Here is a 20,835-nt window from a genome sequence, read left to right on the forward strand (position 1 = left end):
CGATGCGGCGTGCGCTCTATGCCTCCAGCGGACTGCATTTCGGGGTGCTCATCTGGGCGCTAATCGGGGGTAGTCTGTTCAGCGATACGGAGGAAGAGCCGTTTGAGCTGACCGGAGTCACCCTGATCTCGGCGCAGGAATTCGACGCCATGTTCGAAACCGTGGTGGCGACGCCCGCCGTGGTGGAGCAACCCTCTCTGCCCACACCGCCCGTGCCCGATATCACCGAACCGACCCCGCCCACGCCAGAGGCCGCCGCGCCGGTCGTCACCCCGCCGGAGGCCACGCCCGAGCCGCCCACGGAGACACAACCCGACATGTCGACCTTCGCGCCGCTGCCCGATACCGAGGTGCAGGCGGAAGTGGCAGCCTTGCCAAGCCCGCCTGCGCAGGACGTGACCGCGCCGCCCTCTGACACGCCCGCGCCGAGCGAAGCGCCCCGCGTGGCCCCGTTGCCCGCGCCCGCACCGCCGCCCGAGGCCGAGATCGCGCCCGAGGTGGTGACGCGTCCAGAGCCATCCGAGACACCCGCACCGGTGCCCGACACGCCCCCGACAGCGCCCGAGGAGGCCACGACCGAGATCGTGACCGAGGCGGAAACGCCCGCCGCCGCTTTGGCGCCGGTGACCTCCTTCCGCCCGCCCGCGCGCCCCATCCGCACGGTGGCAGAAGCGCCCACGCCTGACACGCCCCCCGCAATCGAGGAGCGCGACCCGCTGGCCGATGCCATCGCCGCTGCGGTTGCTGAGGCGGCCTCAGAGGCACCGCCCGCCCCCGTAACGCCCGCAGGCCCGCCCTTGTCCGCCGGGCAGCGCGACGGGTTGCGGCTGGCTATCGGACAATGCTGGAACCTCGGCACTGTATCCTCGGAGGCTATGCGTACAACTGTGGTTGTCGGGTTCTCTTTGAGCCAAGAAGGGGTCCCAGACACCGGCTCTATTCGACTTGTGGAGATCATTGAGGGAACGGAGGCGGGTGCCGATCTTGCATTTGAGGCCGCCCGACGAGCGATCATTCGCTGTGGAAGAAATGGTTATGATCTGCCGCAAGAAAGCTATGATCACTGGAGAAATATCGAAGCGGTTTTCAATCCGGACGGGATGAGGATGAGATGATCCGTTCGAAAGCGACAAGATTGATTCTAGCCAACGTGGCACTTTTGGTCGCGTCGGTAAGCTACGCGGCTGCGCAGGATTTGCCTTTCGGCTGGCAGTGCACTGTGCCCGGTGAGGGTTATTGGCTGAATGGGGTCGTCAATGCTCTCTTTGATTGCCCATCGGTGGATGAACAAGCAGCCCCTCCCGATCCCACCAGTGATAGGTCGTTCCTTTTGCGTGTAATGCAATGCTGGAACGTTGGCAGCCTGTCCTCCGAGGCGCTGCAGACTGTCGTGACCATTTCAGTCCAGATGTCGCGCGACGGGCGGCCCGAGACCGGCTCGATCCGCATGATCGAGTCGCGGGGCGGGTCCGATGCGGCGGCCCGCCAGGCCTATGAGGCCGCGCGCCGGGCAGTGATCCGCTGCGGGGCCAATGGCTATGACCTGCCCGAGGAAAGCTATGACCACTGGCGGGAGCTGGAAATCACCTTCAACCCCGAGGAGATGCGGCTGAGATGACCTGCCAGGCCAACCCCCGCCGCACACTAGGCGCAAGAACCTGCCGACACGGGGCGGGTTCCGATCTTCTATGTGATCGCTATACTCCGTGCGATATTTCGTTGATGACCTTCCGACCCGAGGAGTTGAGCCAGAAATGACTCGTATTTTCCACGCCCTGCTGGCGTCGCTGCTTGCCCTTGCCGCGCTGACCGTGCAGCCCGCCATCGCGCAAAGCCCCGGCCCGCTGCGGATCGAGATCACAGAAGGCGTGATCGAGCCCTTGCCCTTCGCCCTGCCGGAATTCATTGCCGGGAACAGCGCGGCCACCGATGCGGCCAGTGACATCACCCGCGTGATTGCCGCCGATCTGGTGGGCACGGGCCTCTTCCGCGAGGTGCCGCGCAGTGCCCATATCTCCTCCGTGACCAGTTTCGACAGCCCGGTTCAGTGGAGCGACTGGCAAGCCATCAACGCGCAGGCGCTGATCACCGGCTCGGTCTCGATGGAGGGCGGGCAGCTTGTGGTGCGCTTCCGCCTCTTTGACGTTTTCTCGGAACAGCCGCTCGGCTCCGGTCTGCAATTCGTCGGCAGCCCCGACAGCTGGCGGCGCATGGCCCATACGGTGGCCGATCACGTCTATGAACGGATCACCGGCGAAAGCGGGTATTTCGATAGTCGTGTGGTGTTCATCGCGCAGGAAGGCCCCAAGAACGCGCGGCTCAAGCGCATCGCGATCATGGATTATGACGGTGCGAATGTGCAATTCCTGACCGACAGCCGGTCCCTCGTTCTGGCGCCCCGTTTTTCGCCCACGGGCGACCGCATTCTCTATACCAGCTACGAATCCGGTATTCCGCGCGTCTATATCATGGACCTTGCCAGCGTCCGTGCCCGGCCCCTGGAGGATGACGCCCTGACAATGACCTTCAGCCCGCGCTTTTCGCCCGATGGCAACAGCGTGGTGTTCTCGGCGGAACGGGGCGGAAATACCGATATCTACCTGCTGAACCTGCAAACCGGCGACCGCCGCCGCCTGACCGACGCGCCGTCGATCGAAACCGCCCCCAGCTTTTCGCCCGACGGCAGCCAGATCGTATTTGAAAGCGACCGGTCCGGCACGCAGCAGCTTTATATCATGCCCGCTTCAGGGGGGGAGGGCCGCCGCATCAGCCGCAACGACGGCCGCTATGGCACGCCCGTGTGGTCGCCGCGCGGCGATCTCATTGCCTTTACCAACCAGCAGGACGGGCGGTTCCACATTGGCGTGATGCGCACCGACGGGTCCGAGGAACGGCTGCTCACCTCCTCGTTCCTTGACGAGGGCCCGTCCTGGGCGCCCAATGGCCGCGTGATCATGTTCACCCGCGAAACCGCCGGGGCCGATGGCGCGCCCGCGATCTATTCGGTCGATATCTCGGGGCGGAACCTTCAGCGGGTTTCGACCCCTGGCATGGCCTCCGACCCGGCCTGGTCGCCGCAGTTGCAATAACCCTTCGAGCGGGCAGAGGGCATGTTCACGAAGGCCCGCCCGTGATACCCTGGCGCCAATGAAAAGCGCGATAATGAGGACGACGCAGGATGAAACTCTTTCTGAAATTGACCCTTCTGGTCGCGGTGCTTGGCCTGACGGCCTGCGGCGACAACCGTTACTTCGGTGACAATCGCATGGGCAGCGGGGCTGGTGCAGGTGCCGGAGAGGCGGGCGACCCCAACTCGGTCGCCTATTTCAACGAAACCGTCGGTGACCGGGTGCTCTTTGAGGTCGACCAGTCGACCCTGACCGCCGAAGGCCGCGCGACGCTGGACGATCAGGCCGACTGGTTGCTGCGCAACATGGAATACAACGCGCTGATCGAAGGCCATGCCGACGAACAAGGCACGCGCGACTACAACCTCGCCCTCGGCGCGCGCCGGGCTGCCGCCGTGCGGACCTACCTGCTGACCCGCGGAATCACCGAAGGCCGGCTGCGCACCATCAGCTATGGCAAGGAGCGTCCGCTGGCGATCTGTTCCGAGGAAAGCTGCTACCGGCAGAACCGCCGCGCCGTGACGGTTCTGGAAATCGGAACGGGGGCCTGATCCATGCCCCGCGCGCTGATCTTCGCCCTTGTCCTGCTGGCGCTGCCTGCCCCGGCGGCGCTGGCGCAAAGCCGGTCCGGGACCCTGGCCGATATCCGCCAGGAACTGTCGGTCCTCTGGGTCGAGATCCAGCGCCTGCGCACGGAGTTGTCTACCACCGGCGGGCCGAGCGGCACCGCCGTGGGCAGCACGCTGGAACGGGTCGATGCCATTGAAAGCGAGCTGCGCCGTCTGACCCGCGCCACGGAAGATCTGCAGATCCGGGTGGACAGCATCGTTAGCGACGGCACAAACCGGATTGGTGATCTGGAGTTTCGCCTATGTGAGTTGGAGGACGACTGCGATATCGGGTCGCTTGGGGACACGCCGACGCTTGGCGGTGGCAGCGCGCCGGTTGCAACACCAGCCTTGCCAGTGACGAGCGGCTCCAACGGACCGCGCCTTGCCGAAGCCGAGCAAAGCGATTTCGACCGCGCGATGGCTGCCTATGACGAAGGCGATTTCGCCGGGGCCGCACAGGGCTTCCAGGCCTATACCGACACCTATCCCGGCGGCGCACTCAGCGCCGAGGCGCATTTCTGGCGGGGCGAGGCCGAGGCCGCTCAAGGCGCGTGGAACCGCGCCGCGCGGGCCTATCTGGCCAGCTTCAGCGGTGCGCCCGACGCCCCTCGTGCCCCCGAAAGCCTGTACCGTTTGGGCACCAGTCTGAACGAGTTGGGACAGCGCGATGAGGCCTGCCTGACCCTTGGCGAGGTCGAGGTGCGCTATCCTGCCTCTTCCATCGTGCTGGACTCCCGCGCCGCCATGACGCGGATCGGCTGCAATTGACGCTTGATGCCCGCTTCGCCGCCGCGATGGAGCGGCTGCTGGCGGGGCACCGGCCCGAAAGGCTGGCGGTCGCGGTCTCTGGCGGCGGGGATTCGCTGGCGCTGCTTGGGCTGGCCTGTGACTGGGCCGAGGAGAACCATTGCCGCATCCACGCGCTGACGGTCGATCACGGGCTGCGGCCAGAGGCGGGCGACGAGGCCTTGCTGGTCGCACGTGAGGCGATGCGCATGGGGGCACAGCACGACACGCTGTACTGGACCGGGTGGGACGGCAAGGGCAATCTGCCAGCCGCCGCCCGAGACGCCCGCTATGCCCTGATGCGGGATTTCTGTGCGCGCGAAGGGATCGGCGCGATCCTTCTGGGCCACACACAGGACGATCAGGCGGAAACCGTGCTGATGCGGCTGGCGCGCGGATCGGGGGTGGACGGGCTCTCGGCGATGCCTGAGGGCCGCTTTGGCCGCGACGACATCCTGCGTCCGGTTCTCGGCGAGAGCCGCGCCGATCTGCGCATCTGGCTGACCCGGCAGGGGATGCGCTGGTTTGAAGACCCGACCAATGACGACCCCCGCTATGACCGGGTGCGCGCCCGTCGTCTGCTGACTCAGCTGGCCCCGTTCGGGCTTGATGCCGCCCGGTTGGCGGACACTGCGGCGTCGCTTGCCCGGGCGCGGGTAGCGCTGCTGGCGCGGGCTGCGGATGTGGCTGACGGGATCGTGACCGACCGACAGGGGCTACTGATCTTCGACCGCGAGGGGCTGGAGCAGACCGAAGAGGAAACCCGGCTGCGTCTGGTGGCCCACGGCCTGGCCTGCCTGTCGGGCGCGCCCTACAAACCGCGGCTGGCATCGCTTTCGGCCACGCTGGACCGGGCGTTGAACGGTCAGGGCGGCACCTTGCAGGGATGCCGCCTGATCCCGTCGCGGGACGGCCTGATGATGGTGCGTGAATTCAAGGCGGTAGAGCACAGCCAATGCGCTGCCGATGGAGAGCAGATCTGGGACGGTCGCTGGTGTATCGAGGCCCCCGGTCAGGGCAATGCCACGATCCGGCCCCTGGGGGAAAACGGCCTTGCGCAATGGGACCGCCCGGCGACCTTGTCCCATGCCGCGATGCTGTCCTGGCCGGGGGTCTGGCAGGGCGATCTTCTGCTTGCCGTACCCGGTTTCTGGAACCAAGACGCGATCCTTTGCGAATATGCCGCATCGGCGGGTTTTCACGCGACAATAAAATCGCATTGAAGTCAGGGGCTGCATGCCTATTTTAGGCACAGTGTCCGGCGCGGGCTTTCCCCGGGCGCCGATGTAAGGAGAATTCTCTTGGGCAATGCGAGAAATATCGCCTTCTGGGTCATCCTGTTCCTGTTGATCCTTGCGCTGTTCAACCTGTTCAGCGGTAACCAGTCCACGGTCAGCGCGCGCAGCGTCGCTTATTCCGACTTCATCGCGCAGGTCGAAAGCGGGTCCGTCAGCAACGTGGTGCTGGATGGCGAGACGATCCAGTTCACCACCGGGCAAGGCTCTTTCGAGACGACCCGTCCGTCCGAAGTGGACGTAACCCCGGTGCTTCTGGAAAACGATGTGCGCATTCAGGCGCGGCCGCAGGAACAGTCGGGCTTCATGGCCGGTCTGATGATGTGGCTGCCGGTGCTGGTGCTGATCGGCGTGTGGATCTTCTTCATGAACCGGATGCAGGGCGGTGGACGTGGCGGGGCCATGGGCTTCGGCAAGTCCAAGGCCAAGCTGCTGACCGAGAAATCGGGCCGCGTGACCTTTGATGACGTGGCGGGCATCGACGAGGCCAAGGAAGAACTGGAAGAGATCGTCGAATTCCTGCGCAATCCGCAGAAGTTCAGCCGCCTTGGCGGCAAGATCCCGAAAGGCGCGCTGCTGGTGGGTCCTCCGGGTACTGGTAAGACGCTGCTGGCCCGTGCCATCGCGGGTGAAGCGGGCGTACCCTTCTTTACCATCTCGGGTTCCGACTTCGTGGAAATGTTCGTGGGTGTGGGTGCCTCCCGCGTTCGCGACATGTTCGAGCAGGCCAAGAAGAACGCGCCCTGTATCGTCTTCATCGACGAAATCGACGCCGTGGGCCGGTCGCGTGGCGTGGGCTATGGCGGCGGCAATGACGAGCGCGAACAGACGCTGAACCAGTTGCTGGTCGAGATGGACGGGTTCGAGGCCAATGAGGGCATCATCATCGTCGCGGCCACCAACCGCCCCGACGTTCTGGACCCCGCGCTGTTGCGTCCGGGCCGCTTCGACCGTCAGGTGCAGGTGCCGAACCCCGACATCAAGGGCCGCGACAAGATCCTTGGCGTTCACGCCCGCAAGGTGCCGCTTGGCCCGGATGTGGACCTGCGCATCATCGCGCGCGGGACGCCCGGGTTCTCCGGCGCCGATCTGGCCAACCTCGTGAACGAGGCGGCGCTGATGGCTGCCCGCGTCGGTCGTCGTTTCGTGACGATGGAGGATTTCGAGAACGCCAAGGACAAGGTGATGATGGGGGCCGAACGCCGGTCCATGGTCATGACCGAGGACGAAAAGAAGCTGACCGCCTACCATGAGGCCGGTCACGCCATCGTCGGCCTCAACGTCCCGCAGCACGATCCGATCCACAAGGCGACGATCATCCCGCGTGGCCGGGCGCTTGGCCTTGTGCTGAGCCTGCCGGAACGGGACCAGCTATCGGTGAGCTACACCAAATACACCTCCAAGATTGCCATGGCCATGGGCGGTCGCGTGGCGGAAGAGCTGATCTTCGGCCCGGAAAACGTGACCTCGGGCGCGGCCTCGGACATTCAGCAGGTGACCCGCATTGCCCGCGCCATGGTGACCCAGTTCGGCTATGCCGAGGAACTGGGCTTTGTCGACTACGCCAACGAGCAGCAGTCGCATCTGGGGTCTTACGGCGGTGGCACCAACCATTCGGCGGCGACGCAGAAGATCATTGACGACAAGGTCAAGGAACTGGTGGACGAAGGCTACCAGACTGCCAAGCGCATCCTGACCGAAAAGCACGACGATCTGGAACGTCTGGCGCAGGGTCTGCTGGAATACGAGACCCTGACCGGCAGCGAGATCACCAAGGTGATCGCGGGCGAGCCTCTGAACCGGGGCGAGGATGACGACGACACCGACACCGGCGGCACAGCCTCGGTCACGGCCATCCCCAAGACCAAGCCCAAGGCCAAGCCGTCTGACGATGGCAGCCTGGAGCCTGAGCCGACCACCTGATCGAAACAGACCACGAGAACCCCGGCCACAGCGCCGGGGTTCTTCTTTTCTGCGACCTGTCCCTTGCACCTTTCCGGCCCTAGAGTCACATCTGGGCGCGTCAACCGGAAAGGAATTCCCATGCCTGCTTTGCTCCCCACCTCATTCACCGCGCGCGTGATCTGGCTTGGGGCCAATCCCGACCGCGAGGCGGGTCTGCCGTCGCGGTCGCTGGACAGCATGACGCTCGGGTTTGCGGGATTTGACGGGGAGACACATGCAGGGCTCACACGGCCCTCCTGCAGCCGGGTGACGTCCCAGCACCCTCGGGGCACTGAAATCCGCAATGTCCGCCAACTGACGGTGCTCAGTGCCGAGGAGCTTGCCGCAACCGCTGCCGATATGGGGGTGGACGCGCTCGACCCGAGCCTTGTGGGGGCAAGTCTGGTGATCGAGGGCATCCCCGATTTCACCCATGTGCCGCCGTCGTCGCGCCTGCAGGGGCCCGATGGCGTGACGCTGGTCATCGACATGGAAAACCGCCCCTGTCACCTGCCCGCCAAACCGATCGATGCCGAAGGGCCGGGCCATGGCAAGGCGTTCAAGACCGCGGCACAGGGGCGGCGCGGCGTCACGGCCTGGGTGGAACGGGAAGGCGTGCTGAGCGTGGGGGATGACCTGCGCCTGCATATCCCCGATCAGCCTGTCTGGCCGCACCTGTCCAAGGCGCGCGGGCTGGACTAGGCCCCCCACTTGCAGAACATCCGGGTCTGCGACCACATCCCCGCGATTGGGGGGCGTCTCATGACGTGAGACAAGCCATCGGCAGTTTCCCTACGCGCGTTCTGCAACCGGTCCCTGCGCCGGGATCAGACTTGCGGCAGGTGGGGTGAAATTTCTTGAGCGATATGTCCGTGAAAACTGTGCGTGATCGCTCTGTCAGAGACGTTTTCGCCAGGCCAGGTAGGCTATGCGGAAAACGGCATAGGCGACGTGAATATGGGCGTAGAGGATGAGAACCGTGAAGAAGAGTTCCGATCCGTTCAGAAAGGCGGATGGCCGTGCGTGTCCGAAGGAATTTCCCAGGTGTTCCAGAAGCCACCCCCAGGGGACATCGTCAGAACAGTTGATGCGACCGGGCGCGAAGCTGTAATGCAGATCGACCTGTCGCGCCGTGCACCCCGGAAAGTATGGGTTCTCCACATCGCCCATGGGCATCCGCTGACGCACCCATTGGGTGGCATGAGACTTCAATGCCGTTGCAAGGAAAAAGGCGTCGATCAGGTAATAGATGCGACGCCTGCGGGGTCCATTCGCGCGGTCCGTCGTTTCGCCATGTGCTGGCAGGTCGGTCGTCATTCTGCGCTCAGGATGTGTCTTTCGATAGGGGAGGGAGACGGCCTTGGAGGCGTCTCATACCAGCGCCAGAAGCGACAGCCCCAGGCTGATGCCGATGCCGAAACCTGCGTGGATCAGAAGGATGGGAGCAGACATTTGATTTCTCCGGAACGTTATGGCGCGTTATGTATCAATCTGTCGTGTGGCGCCTCGTCCTGGTTCAAAAGTTTTTTCCCGCCGCGCATCGGAAACAGGAATTGGCGGATGAAGCCCTGAAAAGGTCGGAAATGCTCCTGTCCGGTTGAAGCATTGACGCTATGGGTTGAGCCCAGACAACCGCCTCTGCCAACAGGACCGACTCAAAATGGCCTTCAAAACCGATATCCAAATTGCCCGCGAAGCGAAGAAACGCCCGATTCAGGAAATCGGCGACAAGCTTGGCATCCCCTCCGATCATCTGCTGCCCTACGGCCATGACAAGGCCAAGGTCAGCCAGGACTTCATCAACTCCGTGCAGGACCGCCAGGACGGCAAGCTGATCCTCGTGACCGCGATCAACCCGACGCCCGCGGGCGAGGGCAAGACCACCACCACCGTGGGTCTGGGCGACGGTCTCTGCGCCATCGGCAAGAACGCCGCGATCTGCATCCGCGAAGCCTCGCTCGGGCCGAATTTCGGCATGAAGGGCGGCGCGGCTGGCGGCGGATATGCGCAAGTGGTTCCGATGGAGGAAATGAACCTGCACTTCACCGGCGATTTCCACGCCATCACCTCGGCCCACAACCTGCTGTCGGCGATGATCGACAACCACATCTACTGGGGCAACGAACTGGAGATCGACGAGCGTCGCGTGTCCTGGCGCCGGGTTCTCGACATGAACGACCGGGCGCTGCGCGACACCGTGACGTCGCTTGGCGGTGTGTCCAACGGCTTCCCCCGTCAGACCGGGTTCGACATCACCGTGGCCTCCGAGGTCATGGCGATCCTCTGTCTTGCCAAGGACCTGTCGGATCTGCAGCATCGTCTGGGTGACATGATCGTGGCCTACCGCCGCGACCGCAGCCCGATCTATTGCCGCGACATCAAGGCCGATGGTGCCATGACCGTGCTGCTGCGCGATGCGATGCAGCCGAACCTGGTGCAGACGCTGGAAAACAACCCCGCCTTCGTGCATGGCGGCCCCTTCGCCAACATCGCCCATGGCTGCAACTCCGTCACGGCCACCACCACCGCGCTGAAACTGGCCGACTATGTGGTGACCGAGGCAGGCTTCGGCGCCGACCTGGGGGCCGAGAAGTTCATGAACATCAAGTGCCGCAAGGCGGGTCTCGCGCCCTCCTGCGTGGTGGTCGTGGCCACCGTGCGTGCGATGAAGATGAACGGCGGCGTTGCCAAGGCCGATCTGGGCCCGGAAAACGTCGAGGCCGTCAAGAAGGGCTGCCCGAACCTCGGTCGTCACATCGAGAACGTCAAATCCTTCGGCGTGCCGGTCGTCGTGGCAATCAACCACTTCGTCACCGACACCGACGCGGAAGTGCAGGCGGTCAAGGACTACGTTGCCGAAATGGGATCGGAAGCGATCCTGTGCCAGCACTGGGCCAAGGGCTCTGAAGGCACCAAGGAACTGGCGACCCGCGTAGCGGAAATCGCCGATGCCGACATGGCCAACTTCGCGCCGCTCTACTCGGACGATCTCAGCCTCTTCGAGAAGATCGAGACCGTTGCCAAACGTATCTACCGCGCGGATGAGGTTCTGGCCGATGGCAAGATCCGCAACCAGCTGAAGGAATGGGAAGACGCGGGCTATGGCAAGCTGCCGGTCTGCATGGCGAAAACCCAGTACTCCTTCACCACCGACCCGAACCGCCGTGGCGCGCCCACTGGCCACTCGGTGCCGGTGCGTGAAGTGCGCCTGTCAGCGGGTGCTGGCTTCGTCGTGGTGATCTGCGGCGAGATCATGACCATGCCCGGCCTGCCGCGCGTTCCTGCTGCGGAAAACATCCGCATCAACGAGGAAGGCCTCGTCGAAGGGCTCTTCTAAGTCCGTTAGACAAGGGGGCGGTTTTCGGGCCGCCCCTTTGCCTTGCGCTTTTCACGATCCCACATGAGGAAGTCCCGCACATGCGTGCAGCCCTGATCGACGGAAAGGCCATCGCCGCAGATATGCGGGCACGGGTCCTGCAAGAGGCAGAAGAGCTGGCCGCCGCCGGGTGGCAACCCAAGCTCGTGTCGGTTTCCGTGGGCGACACCGCCGCGGCGGAGCTGTACGTGCGCAACCAGCAGCGCAGCGCTGAAAGCGCGGGCGTGGCCTTCGAGGCGCGGAACTACCCGGCGGAAACCTCGCTGGAGCAGTTGACCGGTATTCTTCAGGGCCTCAATGCCGACCCGCGTGTGAATGGCATCATCATCCAGCGTCCGCTACCCGCCCATATCCCGGTAAAGGTGCTGCAAAAGGCGGTGCATCCGCTGAAGGATGTGGAGGGCATGCACCCCGCCTCCATTGGCAACATCGTCTATAACGACCTGGCGCTCGGGCCCTGTACGGCCGTAGCGGCGGTGGAAATCCTCAAGACGCTTCCCCTGCCGATGGAGGGGCTCAACGTCACCGTGATCGGCCATTCCGAGATCGTCGGCAAACCGATTGCCTTCCTTCTGATGGGGCTTGGCGCGACAGTTACTGTCTGCCACCACATGACCCGCTCGGTCGCCATGCATAGCCGGGCGGCTGACGCGGTCTTCGTGGCCGTGGGCAAGCCGGGGCTGGTCACCGGCGACATGCTGAAACCCGGCGCGGCGCTGATTGATATCGGGATCAACCGGATCGAGACAGCGGACGGCCCGAAAACCGTGGGCGACGCCGATTTCGACAGCTGCGCCGAGGTTGCGGGCTGGATCACGCCGGTGCCCGGCGGCGTCGGACCGGTGACGGTCGCCACGCTGATGAAGAACGCCGTTCTGGCGACGCGGATGCAGATGGATCATTACCGCGCGGCCTTTGCGAATACGGAGGTCTGAGCAATGGCCAATCGCCCCGCGCCGGATGCCGTGCAAACGATGGCAGAGCTGCGGACCTGCATCGACGAGATTGACGAGGCGCTGCTGGTGCTTTTGGCTGAGCGTCAGAGCTACACGGATCGCGCGCCGGAGCTGAAGGCGCGCGAGGGCATCGCAGCGGCGGCCCCGTCACGGGTGCGGCAGGTTCTGGACCACGTCCGGGCACGGGCAGAGGCGGCGGGCATGGATGCGGATCTTGCGGAATCCATGTGGCGGATCATGATTGAGACGGTGATCGCCCGCGAAGAGCGGGTCATCGGTAAGGAAGGGAAAGACGGATGAGTGCAACCATTATCGACGGAAAGGCCTTTGCGGCCAAAGTCCGCGCGCAGGTCGCCGAGCATGTGGCCCGGCTGAAGGAAGAAAACGGGATCACCCCCGGACTTGCCGTGGTGTTGGTGGGCGAGGACCCGGCCAGCCAGGTCTATGTCCGCTCGAAGGGCAAGCAGACCGTCGAGGTCGGCATGAACAGCTATGAGCACAAGCTGGAGGCGGATACCTCTGAGGCGGATCTGCTGGCGCTGATCGCCCGGCTGAACAATGACCCCGCGGTGCACGGCATCCTGGTGCAGCTGCCTCTGCCCGGGCATCTGAATTCCGATCTCGTGATCAACTCCATCGACCCTGCGAAGGATGTGGACGGGTTCCATATCTCCAATGTCGGCCTGCTTGGCACGGGGCAGAAGAGCATGGTGCCCTGTACGCCCCTGGGCTGCCTGATGATGCTGCGCGACCACCATGGGTCTCTGTCGGGGATGAACGCGGTTGTCGTCGGACGCTCGAACATCGTGGGCAAGCCGATGGCGCAGCTTTTGCTGGGGGATAGCTGCACAGTCACGATCGCGCATTCGCGGACGAAGGACCTCGGCGCGGTGTGTCGGGGGGCGGATATTCTGGTGGCGGCCGTGGGTCGGCCCGAGATGATCCCCGGCGACTGGGTCAAACCGGGCGCCACCGTGATCGACGTGGGCATCAACCGCATCCAGCACCCGGAAAACCCGGAGAAAACCAAGCTGGTCGGCGATGTGGACTACGCCAGCTGCGCCGAGGTCGCGGGTGCGATCACGCCGGTGCCGGGCGGGGTGGGGCCGATGACCATCGCCTGCCTTCTGGCCAATACCCTGACCGCCTGTTGCCGCGCGAACGGGCTGGCGGAGCCGGAAGGCCTGACCGCCTGACGGGCTGATATTAGGGGGGTGCCTTGCGTGCACCCCCTGTACACTCCCCGTGCAGACGAAAAGCGGTTTCGCCGCCTTTGGCGTCGACCCGCGAGCGGCCCTCCTCAACCCCCGGCTGACGCCGGAGGCCTCGTCATGCCGCGTTGCCACGGAAGATCGGAGAGGGATGCGTACCGGGTCAGGAGATTCTCTGGTTGAGAGGGCTGGATGCCTCCGGCGGAGGTATTTGGGCCAAGCTGAAAGGGTGTGATCTTTCATGACCGGCGCTGCGGCTTGGGGAGATCGNTGTGATCTTTCATGACCGGCGCTGCGGCTTGGGGAGATCGGGCAGGTCGGCTATGCTTGTCGGCATGCGCCCGAGACAGGAGGTCCTCATGGCCAAGCCCCGCAGCTACCTCGGCACCGATATCGAGATCAGCTTTGAGATGTCGCGCTGCATCCATGCGCGCAATTGTTTCCTGAGCCTGCCGCAGGTCTTCGACCCGTCCCGGCGGCCCTGGGTTGCGCCGGACGCGGCCCCGGCCGAGGAGATTGCGGCGATGATCCGGACCTGCCCGTCCGGGGCGCTGACCTACCGGCGGCTCGATGGGGGCGGCGAGGAGCGGCCCAAACCGATCAACCGGGTGCGGGTGCAGGAGAATGGGCCGGTGGAGCTGTCGGGCGATCTGCGCATGGGGGAGGAGCGGTTTACGCGCATGACGCTCTGCCGCTGCGGCCAGTCCGCAAACAAGCCGTTCTGCGACCATTCCCATGTGAAAGCCGGGTTCACCGCGACCGGAGAACCTGCACCATCCGACAAGGACAGCGAGACGCAGGTGGGCGAGGCGCTGGAGGTCAGGCCGGTGCCCAATGGCCCGGTCGGGCTGGTGGGGCCCGTCGAGGTCACCTCTGGCACCGGGGCGCGGATCGCGCGGGCCGAGAAGCTATTCCTCTGCCGCTGCGGGCAGTCGGCGAACAAGCCCTTCTGCGATGGCAGTCACAAACCGGCAGGGTTTACCACGGAAAGGGACTGAGCGGCCCGGCGCTCGCCCCTAAAGCGTATCGAGCTGCAGGTAGCAGGCCTCCATCCCTTCGGCCATGCCGGTGGCGATGGTGTCATCCCGGGCCTCACGGCTCTCAAATGTCATGGTTATGGTCATCAGGGTGCCATCACCTTGCGCGGCAAACTCCGTGACGATGTGATTGTCGCTTGTGGTCATCTCCGGCAGGTGCATGCGTTCCACTTGTTCAATCCGGTGCGGCGGGTCGAGGGCGAGGAATTCACCTGAGACGGAGAAGCTTGGCATGTCGCCATCCGCACTTTCCCAGACCACCCGGTAGCTGCCGCCGGGGCGGGCGTCATAGCTGCACTCCGCGATCACGTAGCCCATGGTGCCGGACATCCATTGGCGGACGAGGGCGGCCTCGGTATGGGCGCGGTAGACGCGGTCGGGTGGGGCGGCGAAGGCCCGCGTCAGGACAAGCTGTTTGTCCCCTACAAGCTTGGTTTCAAGGGGCATCGTCAGGGTCCTTTTCGGTCAGGAGAGTGTCTAGCCGGGCATAGCTGGCTTCCATATTTGTGCGGAAACGGTCGAGCCAGGCGTCGAGCTCGGACAATCGGTGTGGCTTCAGGCGGAACATGCGCTTTGTCCCGGCGCGGCGGTCGTCGATGAGCCCTGCCTCTCGCAAGGTGCGCAAATGGCGTGACACCGCCGGTTGCGACAGCTCGAAGGGGCGGGCGAGATCGCTGGCGCTGGCCTCTCCCTTGCGCAACCGGTCGAGGATCGCGCGGCGGGTCGGGTCAGCGAGAGCTGAAAAGAGGCTGTCCATCGAGGCTTTCATAACGAATCACGTATATAACGATTCGATTATGTTTACCAGAGGGGTGTCAGACCGGCACCATTGTTCCTTGAAGCACCGCCACGATCTTGCGGCGACCATCGGCATATTCGGTTTCCACCGTGGCGCGGGTCACTACGAGGCGGCGGCCGGGTTTGATGACTTCCCCGGTCGCGATCAGCCTTGTGCCATCGGCAGGGGCGATGAGGTTGATCTTCATTTCGGCGGTCAGCACCTCGGCGCCGTCTGCCATAGTGGTCAGCGCGGAATAGCCTGCGGCGCTGTCGCCAAGGGCGAAGGTCAGGCCAGCATGGGCGAAGCCGTGCTGTTGGCTGCTCTCGGGCCGGATCGGGGCGGAAATGACGACGCGGCCTTTGTCGATGCTGTCGATGCACGCATCGAGGCTGGTCATCAACCCCTGTTTGTCGAAGCTGTCGCGAATGCGTTGGTCCATGTCCTGTTCCCCCTGTCCGGCTATCCTGCCGAGGGACAGGGGGTGCGGCAAGCGGGTGTGGAAAGAACGCAGCGTCCTCTAGCGGGGCATGGGGACGGCAAGGGGGGGATTGGCCAGCAGGATGGCCCGCGCGCCCGGCCCCATCAGGGTGTTGAGCGGTGGCCGGTGGCTGTGCAGCCCGCCGGTATAGGTGCCATAGGCGGGCAGGATCAGGCGTTGGTCGTCGATCAGGAAACAGGGGCGGGTCAGGCTGCGGGCCTTGAGCGAGATCCGTGCCTTGGGGTGGTAATGGCCGGAGATCTCGCCGGTCGCATCGGGGGTCGCGATATGGCGGAAGCTGAGCGGGGCGTCGTGGTGGGTCTGCAGGTGGCTGCCGCCCAGATCGACGGGGCCTGCGTCGTGATTGCCCTCGATCCAGATCCAGCGGCGGCCCGCCATCAGCGTGGCGAGCATGGCGCGGGCCAGATCCTCCAACGCGCGCATGGCGTCGAGATCGTCGAAACTGTCGCCGAGGCAGAGGACGGTTTCAGGGTCGGTGGCGCGGATATCGGCGTCGAGCCTTGTGAGGGTTTCACGCGCCTCATAGGGGGGCAGGATCGGGCCGCCGCGCCGGGCCATGCGTTCGGATTTTCCCAGATGCAGGTCAGACACGCACAGGAGCCGTCGCGCGGGCCAGTGCAGCGCGCCGGAAGGCAGGGCGGTCAGGGTTTCGCCCGCGAAGGAGAAGGGCAGTCCGTTCATGGTCCGTTCCATCGCATGTCCAGGGGGCGGGGCGCAAGGGATCGGGGCAACGATCGAGACCGGTCGGATCGCGGTCCCCTCATGCCAGTCCGGCGGCGTCCATCAGCGCCTTGCGTTCGCGTTCGATCATCACATCCTCGGCGCTGCCCTTGACGGGGACCTTGCCGACCTCAAGGAAGAGCGGCGCGGCCAAAGGGGTGACGCGGGGCAGGCTGAGGTGGTCGATGCGGTCACCGATCCGGTCGAGCATCTGTTCAATGCGGCCGAAATCCACCAGCCCGCGCATGGCCTCTTGCCTTGTGATGTCCAGCATCAGGTGGCCGGGGTCGTATTTGCGCAGCGTGTCATAGAGGATATCGGTGGAAAACGTCGCCTGCCGCCCGGATTTGCGCTTGCCGCCGGGGCTGTTGCGGTCGATGAGGCCCGCGACGATGGCCGAGGTCTTGAAGGTGCGTTTCATCACGGCGTTTTCAGCGAGCCAGCCCTCCAGCGCCTGATGCAGCCCGTCGCGGGCCAGCAGCGGGGCAGGGTCGGTGACCGGGTCCAGACCCCAGATCAGCGTGGCATAATCGGTGGCGACGAAACCCATGGGGTTGAGGCCCCGTTCCTCCATCCTCTGCGTGACCAGAAGGCCGAGCGTCTGTTGCGCGTTCTTACCGGCAAAGCCGTAAAGGCACAGGTGATGCAACCCGTCATGGGGAAAGGTCTCGACTAGCAGCCGGTCGCGTTCGGGAAGTTTGGAGACCTCTCGTTGCAGGGCCAGCCAGTCCGCGGTGTGCGGGGGCAGGTTGGGCCAGCCATCCTGCCGGAACATCGCCAGGATGCGGTCGGAAAGCTGGGTGGAGGTGGCGAACTTGGTGCCCGAGAAGACGGCGATCTTAGGTTTTCGGCCCTTGTCGCGGCTGACCTCGACCACCATTTCGCGCAAGCCCTCATAGCGGACGATATGGCCACCGATCAGGAAGGTATCGCCTTGGGTGAGCGTGGCGGCGAAGGCCTCCTCGACCTCGCCCAAAGGCTTGCCACCGCGCCGGTGTTTCAGCTGTACCTTCAGTTTGTCGCTGTCGGTGATGGTGCCGATATTCATGCGGATGCGGGCTGCGCCCCTCGGGTCGCGCAGCTGCCACATGCCGTCAGGACGCTGCACCAGCCGCTGCCACTGATCATAGGCGCGCAGGGCATAGCCTCCGGTCGCCGCGAAATCGAGACAGCGGTCGAAGGTGGTGCGGGGCAGGTCTGCATAGGCACCGACGGTTTTCACCTCATCATAAAGGGTGTCGGCATCGAAGGGACCGGCGGCAGCGCGGATCAGGATATGTTGGCAGAGCACGTCGAGCGGCCCAGGCCCTCGCGGGTCCCCGTCCAAAGCATGGGCGCGCGCGGCCTCCAGCGCCGCCACGCATTCCACCACCTCGAAACGGTTGGCGGGCACCAGCAGCGCCTTTGACGGCGCGTTATAGCGGTGGTTGGCGCGCCCGATCCGCTGCACCAGCCGCTTGACGTTCTTGGGGGCGCCGACCTGAATGACAAGATCCACATCGCCCCAGTCGATGCCCAGATCGAGCGTGCCGGTGCAAACGATAGCGCGCAGATCCCCCGCAACCATCGCGGCCTCGACCCGTTCGCGCTGTTCACGCGCCAGCGCCCCGTGATGGATGCCGATGGGCAATCCCTCCTCATTCGCAAGCCACAGATTGTGAAAGAAAATCTCGGCCTGCGCGCGGGTGTTGTGAAAGATGAGCGTGGTTTTGTGCTGCCTGATCTGGTCCAGCACCGCCGGGATCGCGTAGGCCCCGCCGCCGCCCGACCATGGCGGGTGTTCTGCGGTTTCCAGCATGGCGATATCGGGGTCGGGGCCGGGATCGGCGTTGAGGATCGGGCAGGGGTCCGGCGCGCGGGCGAGAAGCTGCGCCAGCGCGGGCGGGTCTTCGACCGTGGCCGACAGGCCCACGCGGCGCAGGCCGGGGGCGAGGGTTTCCAACCGTGAGAGGGCAAGGAAGAGCTGGTCGCCGCGCTTGCTTTCGGCGAGGGCGTGGATTTCATCGACGATGATCCGCTTGAGCCCCCGGAACGTGTGGGCCGCGTCCTCGTATGAGGTCAGCAGCGCGAGGCTTTCGGGCGTGGTCAGCAGGATATGCGGCGGGTCGGCGCGCTGGCGTTTGCGGCGCGACTGAGGGGTGTCGCCGGTGCGATCCTCGATGCGGATCGGCAGGCCCATCTCCTCGACCGGGCGACGCAGGTTGCGCTTGATATCGGCGGCGAGCGCCTTCAGGGGCGAGACATAGAGCGTGTGCAGCCCCTTGTGGCTGTCACCTGCCAGCTCGGCCAGCGTCGGCAGGAACCCGGCCATGGTCTTGCCGCCACCTGTGGGAGCGATGAGCAGCAGGGCGGGGTCCCCGGACCGGTCGAACATTGCGCGCTGATGGGGGTGGAGATGCCAGCCCTGTTGGGAAAACCAGTCTTCGATGATCGGGGGCAGGGCGGTCATGATCCAGAGATAGGGCAATGGCGCGACTTGGGGAAGGCACGCCCGTTGTTTCGGCGCGCTTCCCTTTGACCGGGGCGCGGGGACGCGTTTTGAAAACGCGTGAAAGGATTTTGCAAAATCCTTCCGCCGCTAGTGGGCGATGGTTTCCTGCTTGACGAAGAGGTTTTCCCAGGCCCTGTCCACCAGATCGGGGCGCATCTGGTAGGGGATGCCCTCAAACTCGCAGATGGCGATGATCTGATCCAGAAGAAACGGCGCGTGATAGTTGGCGTAGATATTGTCCACCGTCGGGTATTTCTTCTTCAGCAGGTGCAGCAGCGATGCCTCGTCCAGCGGCACCTTCTTCTTCTTCGCGACCATGGCGAAGATCTTGAGGAACTCCGACTGGGTCGGCCCGTCGATCTTGACCTTGAAGAAGATCCGCCTTAGCGCCGCGCCATCGAACAGGTCATTGGGGTGGAAGTTGGTCGAGAACACCACCAGCGTGTCGAAGGGCACTTCGAATTTCTCACCCGATTGCAGGGTCAGGATGTCGTAACCCACCTCCATCGGGACGATCCAGCGGTTGATCAGCGCCTGCGGCGGTTCTTCCTGGCGGCCAAGGTCGTCGACGATGAAGACGCCGCCGGTGGATTTCAGCTGCAACGACGCCTGATAGGTGCGTGAGGTCTTGTTGTAGTTGAGGTCGAGCATCGACAGCGACAGCTCGCCCCCCGTCATCACCGTGGGCCGCTTGCACATGATGTAGCGGGTGTCGTAGCGGCTGGACTGGCGGCGCAGGCTGCTTGCCTCGGCTGCGGGCTGCGCCACGGGGGTGTGCACGATCGGGTCGAACAGGGTGATGACCTGCCCGGCATATGAAATCGCCCGCGGCACATAGATCGTATCGCCAAGAGCGGCGCGGATGCCTTCCGCGATGGAGGATTTGCCGTTGCCCGGCGGGCCATACATCAGCACCGACCGGCCGGAGCTGACGGCAGGGCCAAGCTGGTCGATCAGGCCGGGGGGCAGAATGAGGTGCCCCATGGACCCGTTCAGCGCATCGCGGGTGATCTGGACGTTCTTGACCGACTGGCGCTTGGTTTGTTCCTTGTAGGCCTCCAGCGGGATCGGCATGGCGCCGTAATATTCCGACTGCGACAGCGCGTCGAGCGCCCGCGCCTTGCCCGCATCGGTCAGCTGATAGCCCATTTCCGAGGAAGATGTCGCATGCAGCGTGCCCATGGCCTGCAACAGCCCCATGTCTCGCAGCATGTCGACCAGCTGTTGCGTCAGGGGCATCGGCAGGCAGATCGCCTCGGCAATCGCGCTGGTCTGTTCTATGCTCTTGCGGAAGATGGTTTTCAGCAGGATGTCCCGCATCATCACCATCTGAAGCCCGGTATCCTCCAGCTTGCGCAGCATCGGCGGCGCAAAGGAGTTCATGTCAGCAGCTTGCATATTCATCGGGCGTTACCCTTTCGCCAGAAAATGCCCCCGGATCCGTCCTATCGCCCGTCTTGATTGCGGGGCCGTTAAGCCCCGCTGCCCATGGCGCCAAGCGCCAGGTAGACCACCAATGCGCCCGCCAGGGCGACGCCCATGGGGAAGAGCTTGCCCCGGTCCCACGACACCCAGTCAGGCGTTGCGCGGCGCACGGCGGGCACCATGCCGGCCCCCCGATGGGTGATCCAGGACCCGATCAGGACGGCCGCAAAGAGCGTCAGGAAGAGCAGGTAATCGCCCGGCGCCACGAAAGGCGCCATGGCGGCGGCGAACTTGGAATCGCCCGCGCCCGCCAGCCCGATCGAGGTGATGATGAAGCCCGCGATCAGCACGATCACCAATTGCGCAAGGCGCATGTACCAGGTGCTGAAGGCCATGACGTCCATGGCGACCTGCGCCAGGCCCACCACGACAAACACCCCCGCCAGCGCCAGAACGCTGACATTGGGGATGCGCATCTCGCGCAGGTCCGACCAGGCGACCCAGATGCAGATCGGCAGGACGAAGGGCAGGAACCAGAGGGCTTCCATTTGGCTGATGGCAAGGGTCATGGTCGT

At 64.6% G+C, this 20,835-nt stretch carries 21 protein-coding genes; 13 read left to right on the forward strand and 8 right to left on the reverse strand.

Going from position 1 to position 20,835, the window contains the following annotated elements:
- The first annotated feature begins 2 nt into the window (after positions 1–2).
- The 8 genes from EP237_RS04025 to EP237_RS04060 all read left to right on the forward strand — a co-directional run bounded on the left by EP237_RS04025 (position 3) and on the right by EP237_RS04060 (position 8,466).
- Positions 3–1,115: a hypothetical protein gene (locus EP237_RS04025; RefSeq protein ID WP_127558360.1), complete on the forward strand. Its 1,113-nt coding sequence runs from the start codon at positions 3–5 to the stop codon at positions 1,113–1,115.
- 224 nt (positions 1,116–1,339) lie between these two features.
- A complete protein-coding gene (locus tag EP237_RS04030; RefSeq protein ID WP_127558362.1) occupies positions 1,340–1,618 on the forward strand; it encodes a hypothetical protein in 279 nt (92 codons plus the stop codon).
- A 136-nt stretch (positions 1,619–1,754) separates the two neighbouring features.
- A complete protein-coding gene (tolB, locus tag EP237_RS04035) occupies positions 1,755–3,089 on the forward strand; it encodes a Tol-Pal system beta propeller repeat protein TolB (protein ID WP_127558364.1) in 1,335 nt (444 codons plus the stop codon).
- An 89-nt stretch (positions 3,090–3,178) separates the two neighbouring features.
- A complete protein-coding gene (gene pal / locus EP237_RS04040; protein ID WP_127558366.1) occupies positions 3,179–3,679 on the forward strand; it encodes a peptidoglycan-associated lipoprotein Pal in 501 nt (166 codons plus the stop codon).
- A 3-nt stretch (positions 3,680–3,682) separates the two neighbouring features.
- A complete protein-coding gene (gene ybgF, locus EP237_RS04045; RefSeq protein ID WP_127558368.1) occupies positions 3,683–4,507 on the forward strand; it encodes a tol-pal system protein YbgF in 825 nt (274 codons plus the stop codon).
- Positions 4,504–5,748, forward strand: a complete 1,245-nt coding sequence (gene tilS, locus EP237_RS04050) for a tRNA lysidine(34) synthetase TilS (RefSeq protein ID WP_127558369.1) — start codon at positions 4,504–4,506, stop codon at positions 5,746–5,748. The genes ybgF and tilS overlap by 4 nt, the downstream gene beginning before the upstream one ends.
- A 78-nt stretch (positions 5,749–5,826) precedes the next feature.
- Positions 5,827–7,743: an ATP-dependent zinc metalloprotease FtsH gene (gene ftsH, locus EP237_RS04055; RefSeq protein ID WP_127558371.1), complete on the forward strand. Its 1,917-nt coding sequence runs from the start codon at positions 5,827–5,829 to the stop codon at positions 7,741–7,743.
- Between the two features lie 120 nt (positions 7,744–7,863).
- Positions 7,864–8,466 (forward strand): MOSC domain-containing protein, encoded by a 603-nt coding sequence (locus EP237_RS04060; RefSeq protein WP_127558373.1) that lies wholly within the window; start codon positions 7,864–7,866, stop codon positions 8,464–8,466.
- Positions 8,467–8,661: 195 nt separating this feature from the next.
- Here the strand turns inward: EP237_RS04060 and EP237_RS04065 are convergent, their stop codons facing one another.
- Positions 8,662–9,081 carry a hypothetical protein gene (locus tag EP237_RS04065; RefSeq protein ID WP_127558375.1) on the reverse strand — a complete coding sequence of 140 codons (420 nt, stop codon included), beginning with the start codon at positions 9,079–9,081 and terminating at the stop codon, positions 8,662–8,664.
- A gap of 343 nt (positions 9,082–9,424) precedes the next feature.
- On the opposite strand from EP237_RS04065, the gene EP237_RS04070 reads away from it, so the two are divergent.
- The 5 genes from EP237_RS04070 (at position 9,425) to EP237_RS04090 (ending at position 14,305) form a co-directional block, all read left to right on the forward strand.
- On the forward strand, positions 9,425–11,101 hold the full coding sequence (locus tag EP237_RS04070) for a formate--tetrahydrofolate ligase (RefSeq protein WP_127558377.1): 1,677 nt from the start codon (positions 9,425–9,427) through the stop codon (positions 11,099–11,101).
- 80 nt (positions 11,102–11,181) lie between these two features.
- Positions 11,182–12,075, forward strand: coding sequence for a bifunctional 5,10-methylenetetrahydrofolate dehydrogenase/5,10-methenyltetrahydrofolate cyclohydrolase (locus EP237_RS04075; RefSeq protein ID WP_127558379.1), 894 nt, complete (start codon positions 11,182–11,184; stop codon positions 12,073–12,075).
- Between the two features lie 3 nt (positions 12,076–12,078).
- Positions 12,079–12,396 (forward strand): chorismate mutase, encoded by a 318-nt coding sequence (locus EP237_RS04080; RefSeq protein WP_127558381.1) that lies wholly within the window; start codon positions 12,079–12,081, stop codon positions 12,394–12,396.
- Positions 12,393–13,292: a bifunctional methylenetetrahydrofolate dehydrogenase/methenyltetrahydrofolate cyclohydrolase FolD gene (gene folD, locus EP237_RS04085; protein WP_127558383.1), complete on the forward strand. Its 900-nt coding sequence runs from the start codon at positions 12,393–12,395 to the stop codon at positions 13,290–13,292. The genes EP237_RS04080 and folD overlap by 4 nt, the downstream gene beginning before the upstream one ends.
- Positions 13,293–13,666: 374 nt before the next feature.
- Complete coding sequence (locus tag EP237_RS04090; RefSeq protein ID WP_127558385.1) at positions 13,667–14,305, forward strand: CDGSH iron-sulfur domain-containing protein; 639 nt, start codon at positions 13,667–13,669, stop codon at positions 14,303–14,305.
- An 18-nt stretch (positions 14,306–14,323) separates the two neighbouring features.
- Here the strand turns inward: EP237_RS04090 and EP237_RS04095 are convergent, their stop codons facing one another.
- From EP237_RS04095 to EP237_RS04125, 7 genes are all read right to left on the reverse strand, one after another.
- Positions 14,324–14,791 carry an SRPBCC domain-containing protein gene (locus EP237_RS04095; protein ID WP_127558387.1) on the reverse strand — a complete coding sequence of 156 codons (468 nt, stop codon included), beginning with the start codon at positions 14,789–14,791 and terminating at the stop codon, positions 14,324–14,326.
- Positions 14,781–15,113, reverse strand: a complete 333-nt coding sequence (locus EP237_RS04100; protein ID WP_127558389.1) for an ArsR/SmtB family transcription factor — start codon at positions 15,111–15,113, stop codon at positions 14,781–14,783. The genes EP237_RS04095 and EP237_RS04100 overlap by 11 nt, the downstream gene beginning before the upstream one ends.
- A gap of 46 nt (positions 15,114–15,159) precedes the next feature.
- A complete protein-coding gene (locus tag EP237_RS04105) occupies positions 15,160–15,564 on the reverse strand; it encodes a PaaI family thioesterase (RefSeq protein WP_127558391.1) in 405 nt (134 codons plus the stop codon).
- Positions 15,565–15,642: 78 nt separating this feature from the next.
- Positions 15,643–16,305 carry a ligase-associated DNA damage response endonuclease PdeM gene (gene pdeM, locus EP237_RS04110; RefSeq protein ID WP_127558393.1) on the reverse strand — a complete coding sequence of 221 codons (663 nt, stop codon included), beginning with the start codon at positions 16,303–16,305 and terminating at the stop codon, positions 15,643–15,645.
- Between the two features lie 79 nt (positions 16,306–16,384).
- Positions 16,385–18,793 (reverse strand): ligase-associated DNA damage response DEXH box helicase, encoded by a 2,409-nt coding sequence (locus EP237_RS04115; protein WP_127558395.1) that lies wholly within the window; start codon positions 18,791–18,793, stop codon positions 16,385–16,387.
- Positions 18,794–18,922: 129 nt separating this feature from the next.
- Positions 18,923–20,239, reverse strand: a complete 1,317-nt coding sequence (locus EP237_RS04120; protein WP_127558397.1) for an ATPase — start codon at positions 20,237–20,239, stop codon at positions 18,923–18,925.
- 68 nt (positions 20,240–20,307) lie between these two features.
- Entirely contained in the window at positions 20,308–20,829 is a 522-nt protein-coding gene (locus EP237_RS04125; protein WP_127558399.1) for a prepilin peptidase, read from the reverse strand.
- Positions 20,830–20,835 lie beyond the last annotated feature (6 nt).

This window comes from Nioella ostreopsis (assembly GCF_004000255.1).
Lineage (GTDB): Bacteria > Pseudomonadota > Alphaproteobacteria > Rhodobacterales > Rhodobacteraceae > Nioella > Nioella ostreopsis.

Coding starts and splice junctions, on each gene's coding strand:
- EP237_RS04025 (WP_127558360.1), top strand. CDS start 3: ATGCGGCGTGCGCTCTATGCCTCCAGCGGACTGCATTTCGGGGTGCTC.
- EP237_RS04030 (WP_127558362.1), top strand. CDS start 1,340: ATGCAATGCTGGAACGTTGGCAGCCTGTCCTCCGAGGCGCTGCAGACT.
- tolB (WP_127558364.1), top strand. CDS start 1,755: ATGACTCGTATTTTCCACGCCCTGCTGGCGTCGCTGCTTGCCCTTGCC.
- pal (WP_127558366.1), top strand. CDS start 3,179: ATGAAACTCTTTCTGAAATTGACCCTTCTGGTCGCGGTGCTTGGCCTG.
- ybgF (WP_127558368.1), top strand. CDS start 3,683: ATGCCCCGCGCGCTGATCTTCGCCCTTGTCCTGCTGGCGCTGCCTGCC.
- EP237_RS04060 (WP_127558373.1), top strand. CDS start 7,864: ATGCCTGCTTTGCTCCCCACCTCATTCACCGCGCGCGTGATCTGGCTT.
- EP237_RS04065 (WP_127558375.1), bottom strand. CDS start 9,081: ATGACGACCGACCTGCCAGCACATGGCGAAACGACGGACCGCGCGAAT.
- EP237_RS04070 (WP_127558377.1), top strand. CDS start 9,425: ATGGCCTTCAAAACCGATATCCAAATTGCCCGCGAAGCGAAGAAACGC.
- EP237_RS04075 (WP_127558379.1), top strand. CDS start 11,182: ATGCGTGCAGCCCTGATCGACGGAAAGGCCATCGCCGCAGATATGCGG.
- EP237_RS04080 (WP_127558381.1), top strand. CDS start 12,079: ATGGCCAATCGCCCCGCGCCGGATGCCGTGCAAACGATGGCAGAGCTG.
- folD (WP_127558383.1), top strand. CDS start 12,393: ATGAGTGCAACCATTATCGACGGAAAGGCCTTTGCGGCCAAAGTCCGC.
- EP237_RS04090 (WP_127558385.1), top strand. CDS start 13,667: ATGGCCAAGCCCCGCAGCTACCTCGGCACCGATATCGAGATCAGCTTT.
- EP237_RS04095 (WP_127558387.1), bottom strand. CDS start 14,791: ATGCCCCTTGAAACCAAGCTTGTAGGGGACAAACAGCTTGTCCTGACG.
- EP237_RS04100 (WP_127558389.1), bottom strand. CDS start 15,113: ATGAAAGCCTCGATGGACAGCCTCTTTTCAGCTCTCGCTGACCCGACC.
- EP237_RS04105 (WP_127558391.1), bottom strand. CDS start 15,564: ATGGACCAACGCATTCGCGACAGCTTCGACAAACAGGGGTTGATGACC.
- pdeM (WP_127558393.1), bottom strand. CDS start 16,305: ATGAACGGACTGCCCTTCTCCTTCGCGGGCGAAACCCTGACCGCCCTG.
- EP237_RS04115 (WP_127558395.1), bottom strand. CDS start 18,793: ATGACCGCCCTGCCCCCGATCATCGAAGACTGGTTTTCCCAACAGGGC.
- EP237_RS04120 (WP_127558397.1), bottom strand. CDS start 20,239: ATGAATATGCAAGCTGCTGACATGAACTCCTTTGCGCCGCCGATGCTG.
- EP237_RS04125 (WP_127558399.1), bottom strand. CDS start 20,829: ATGACCCTTGCCATCAGCCAAATGGAAGCCCTCTGGTTCCTGCCCTTC.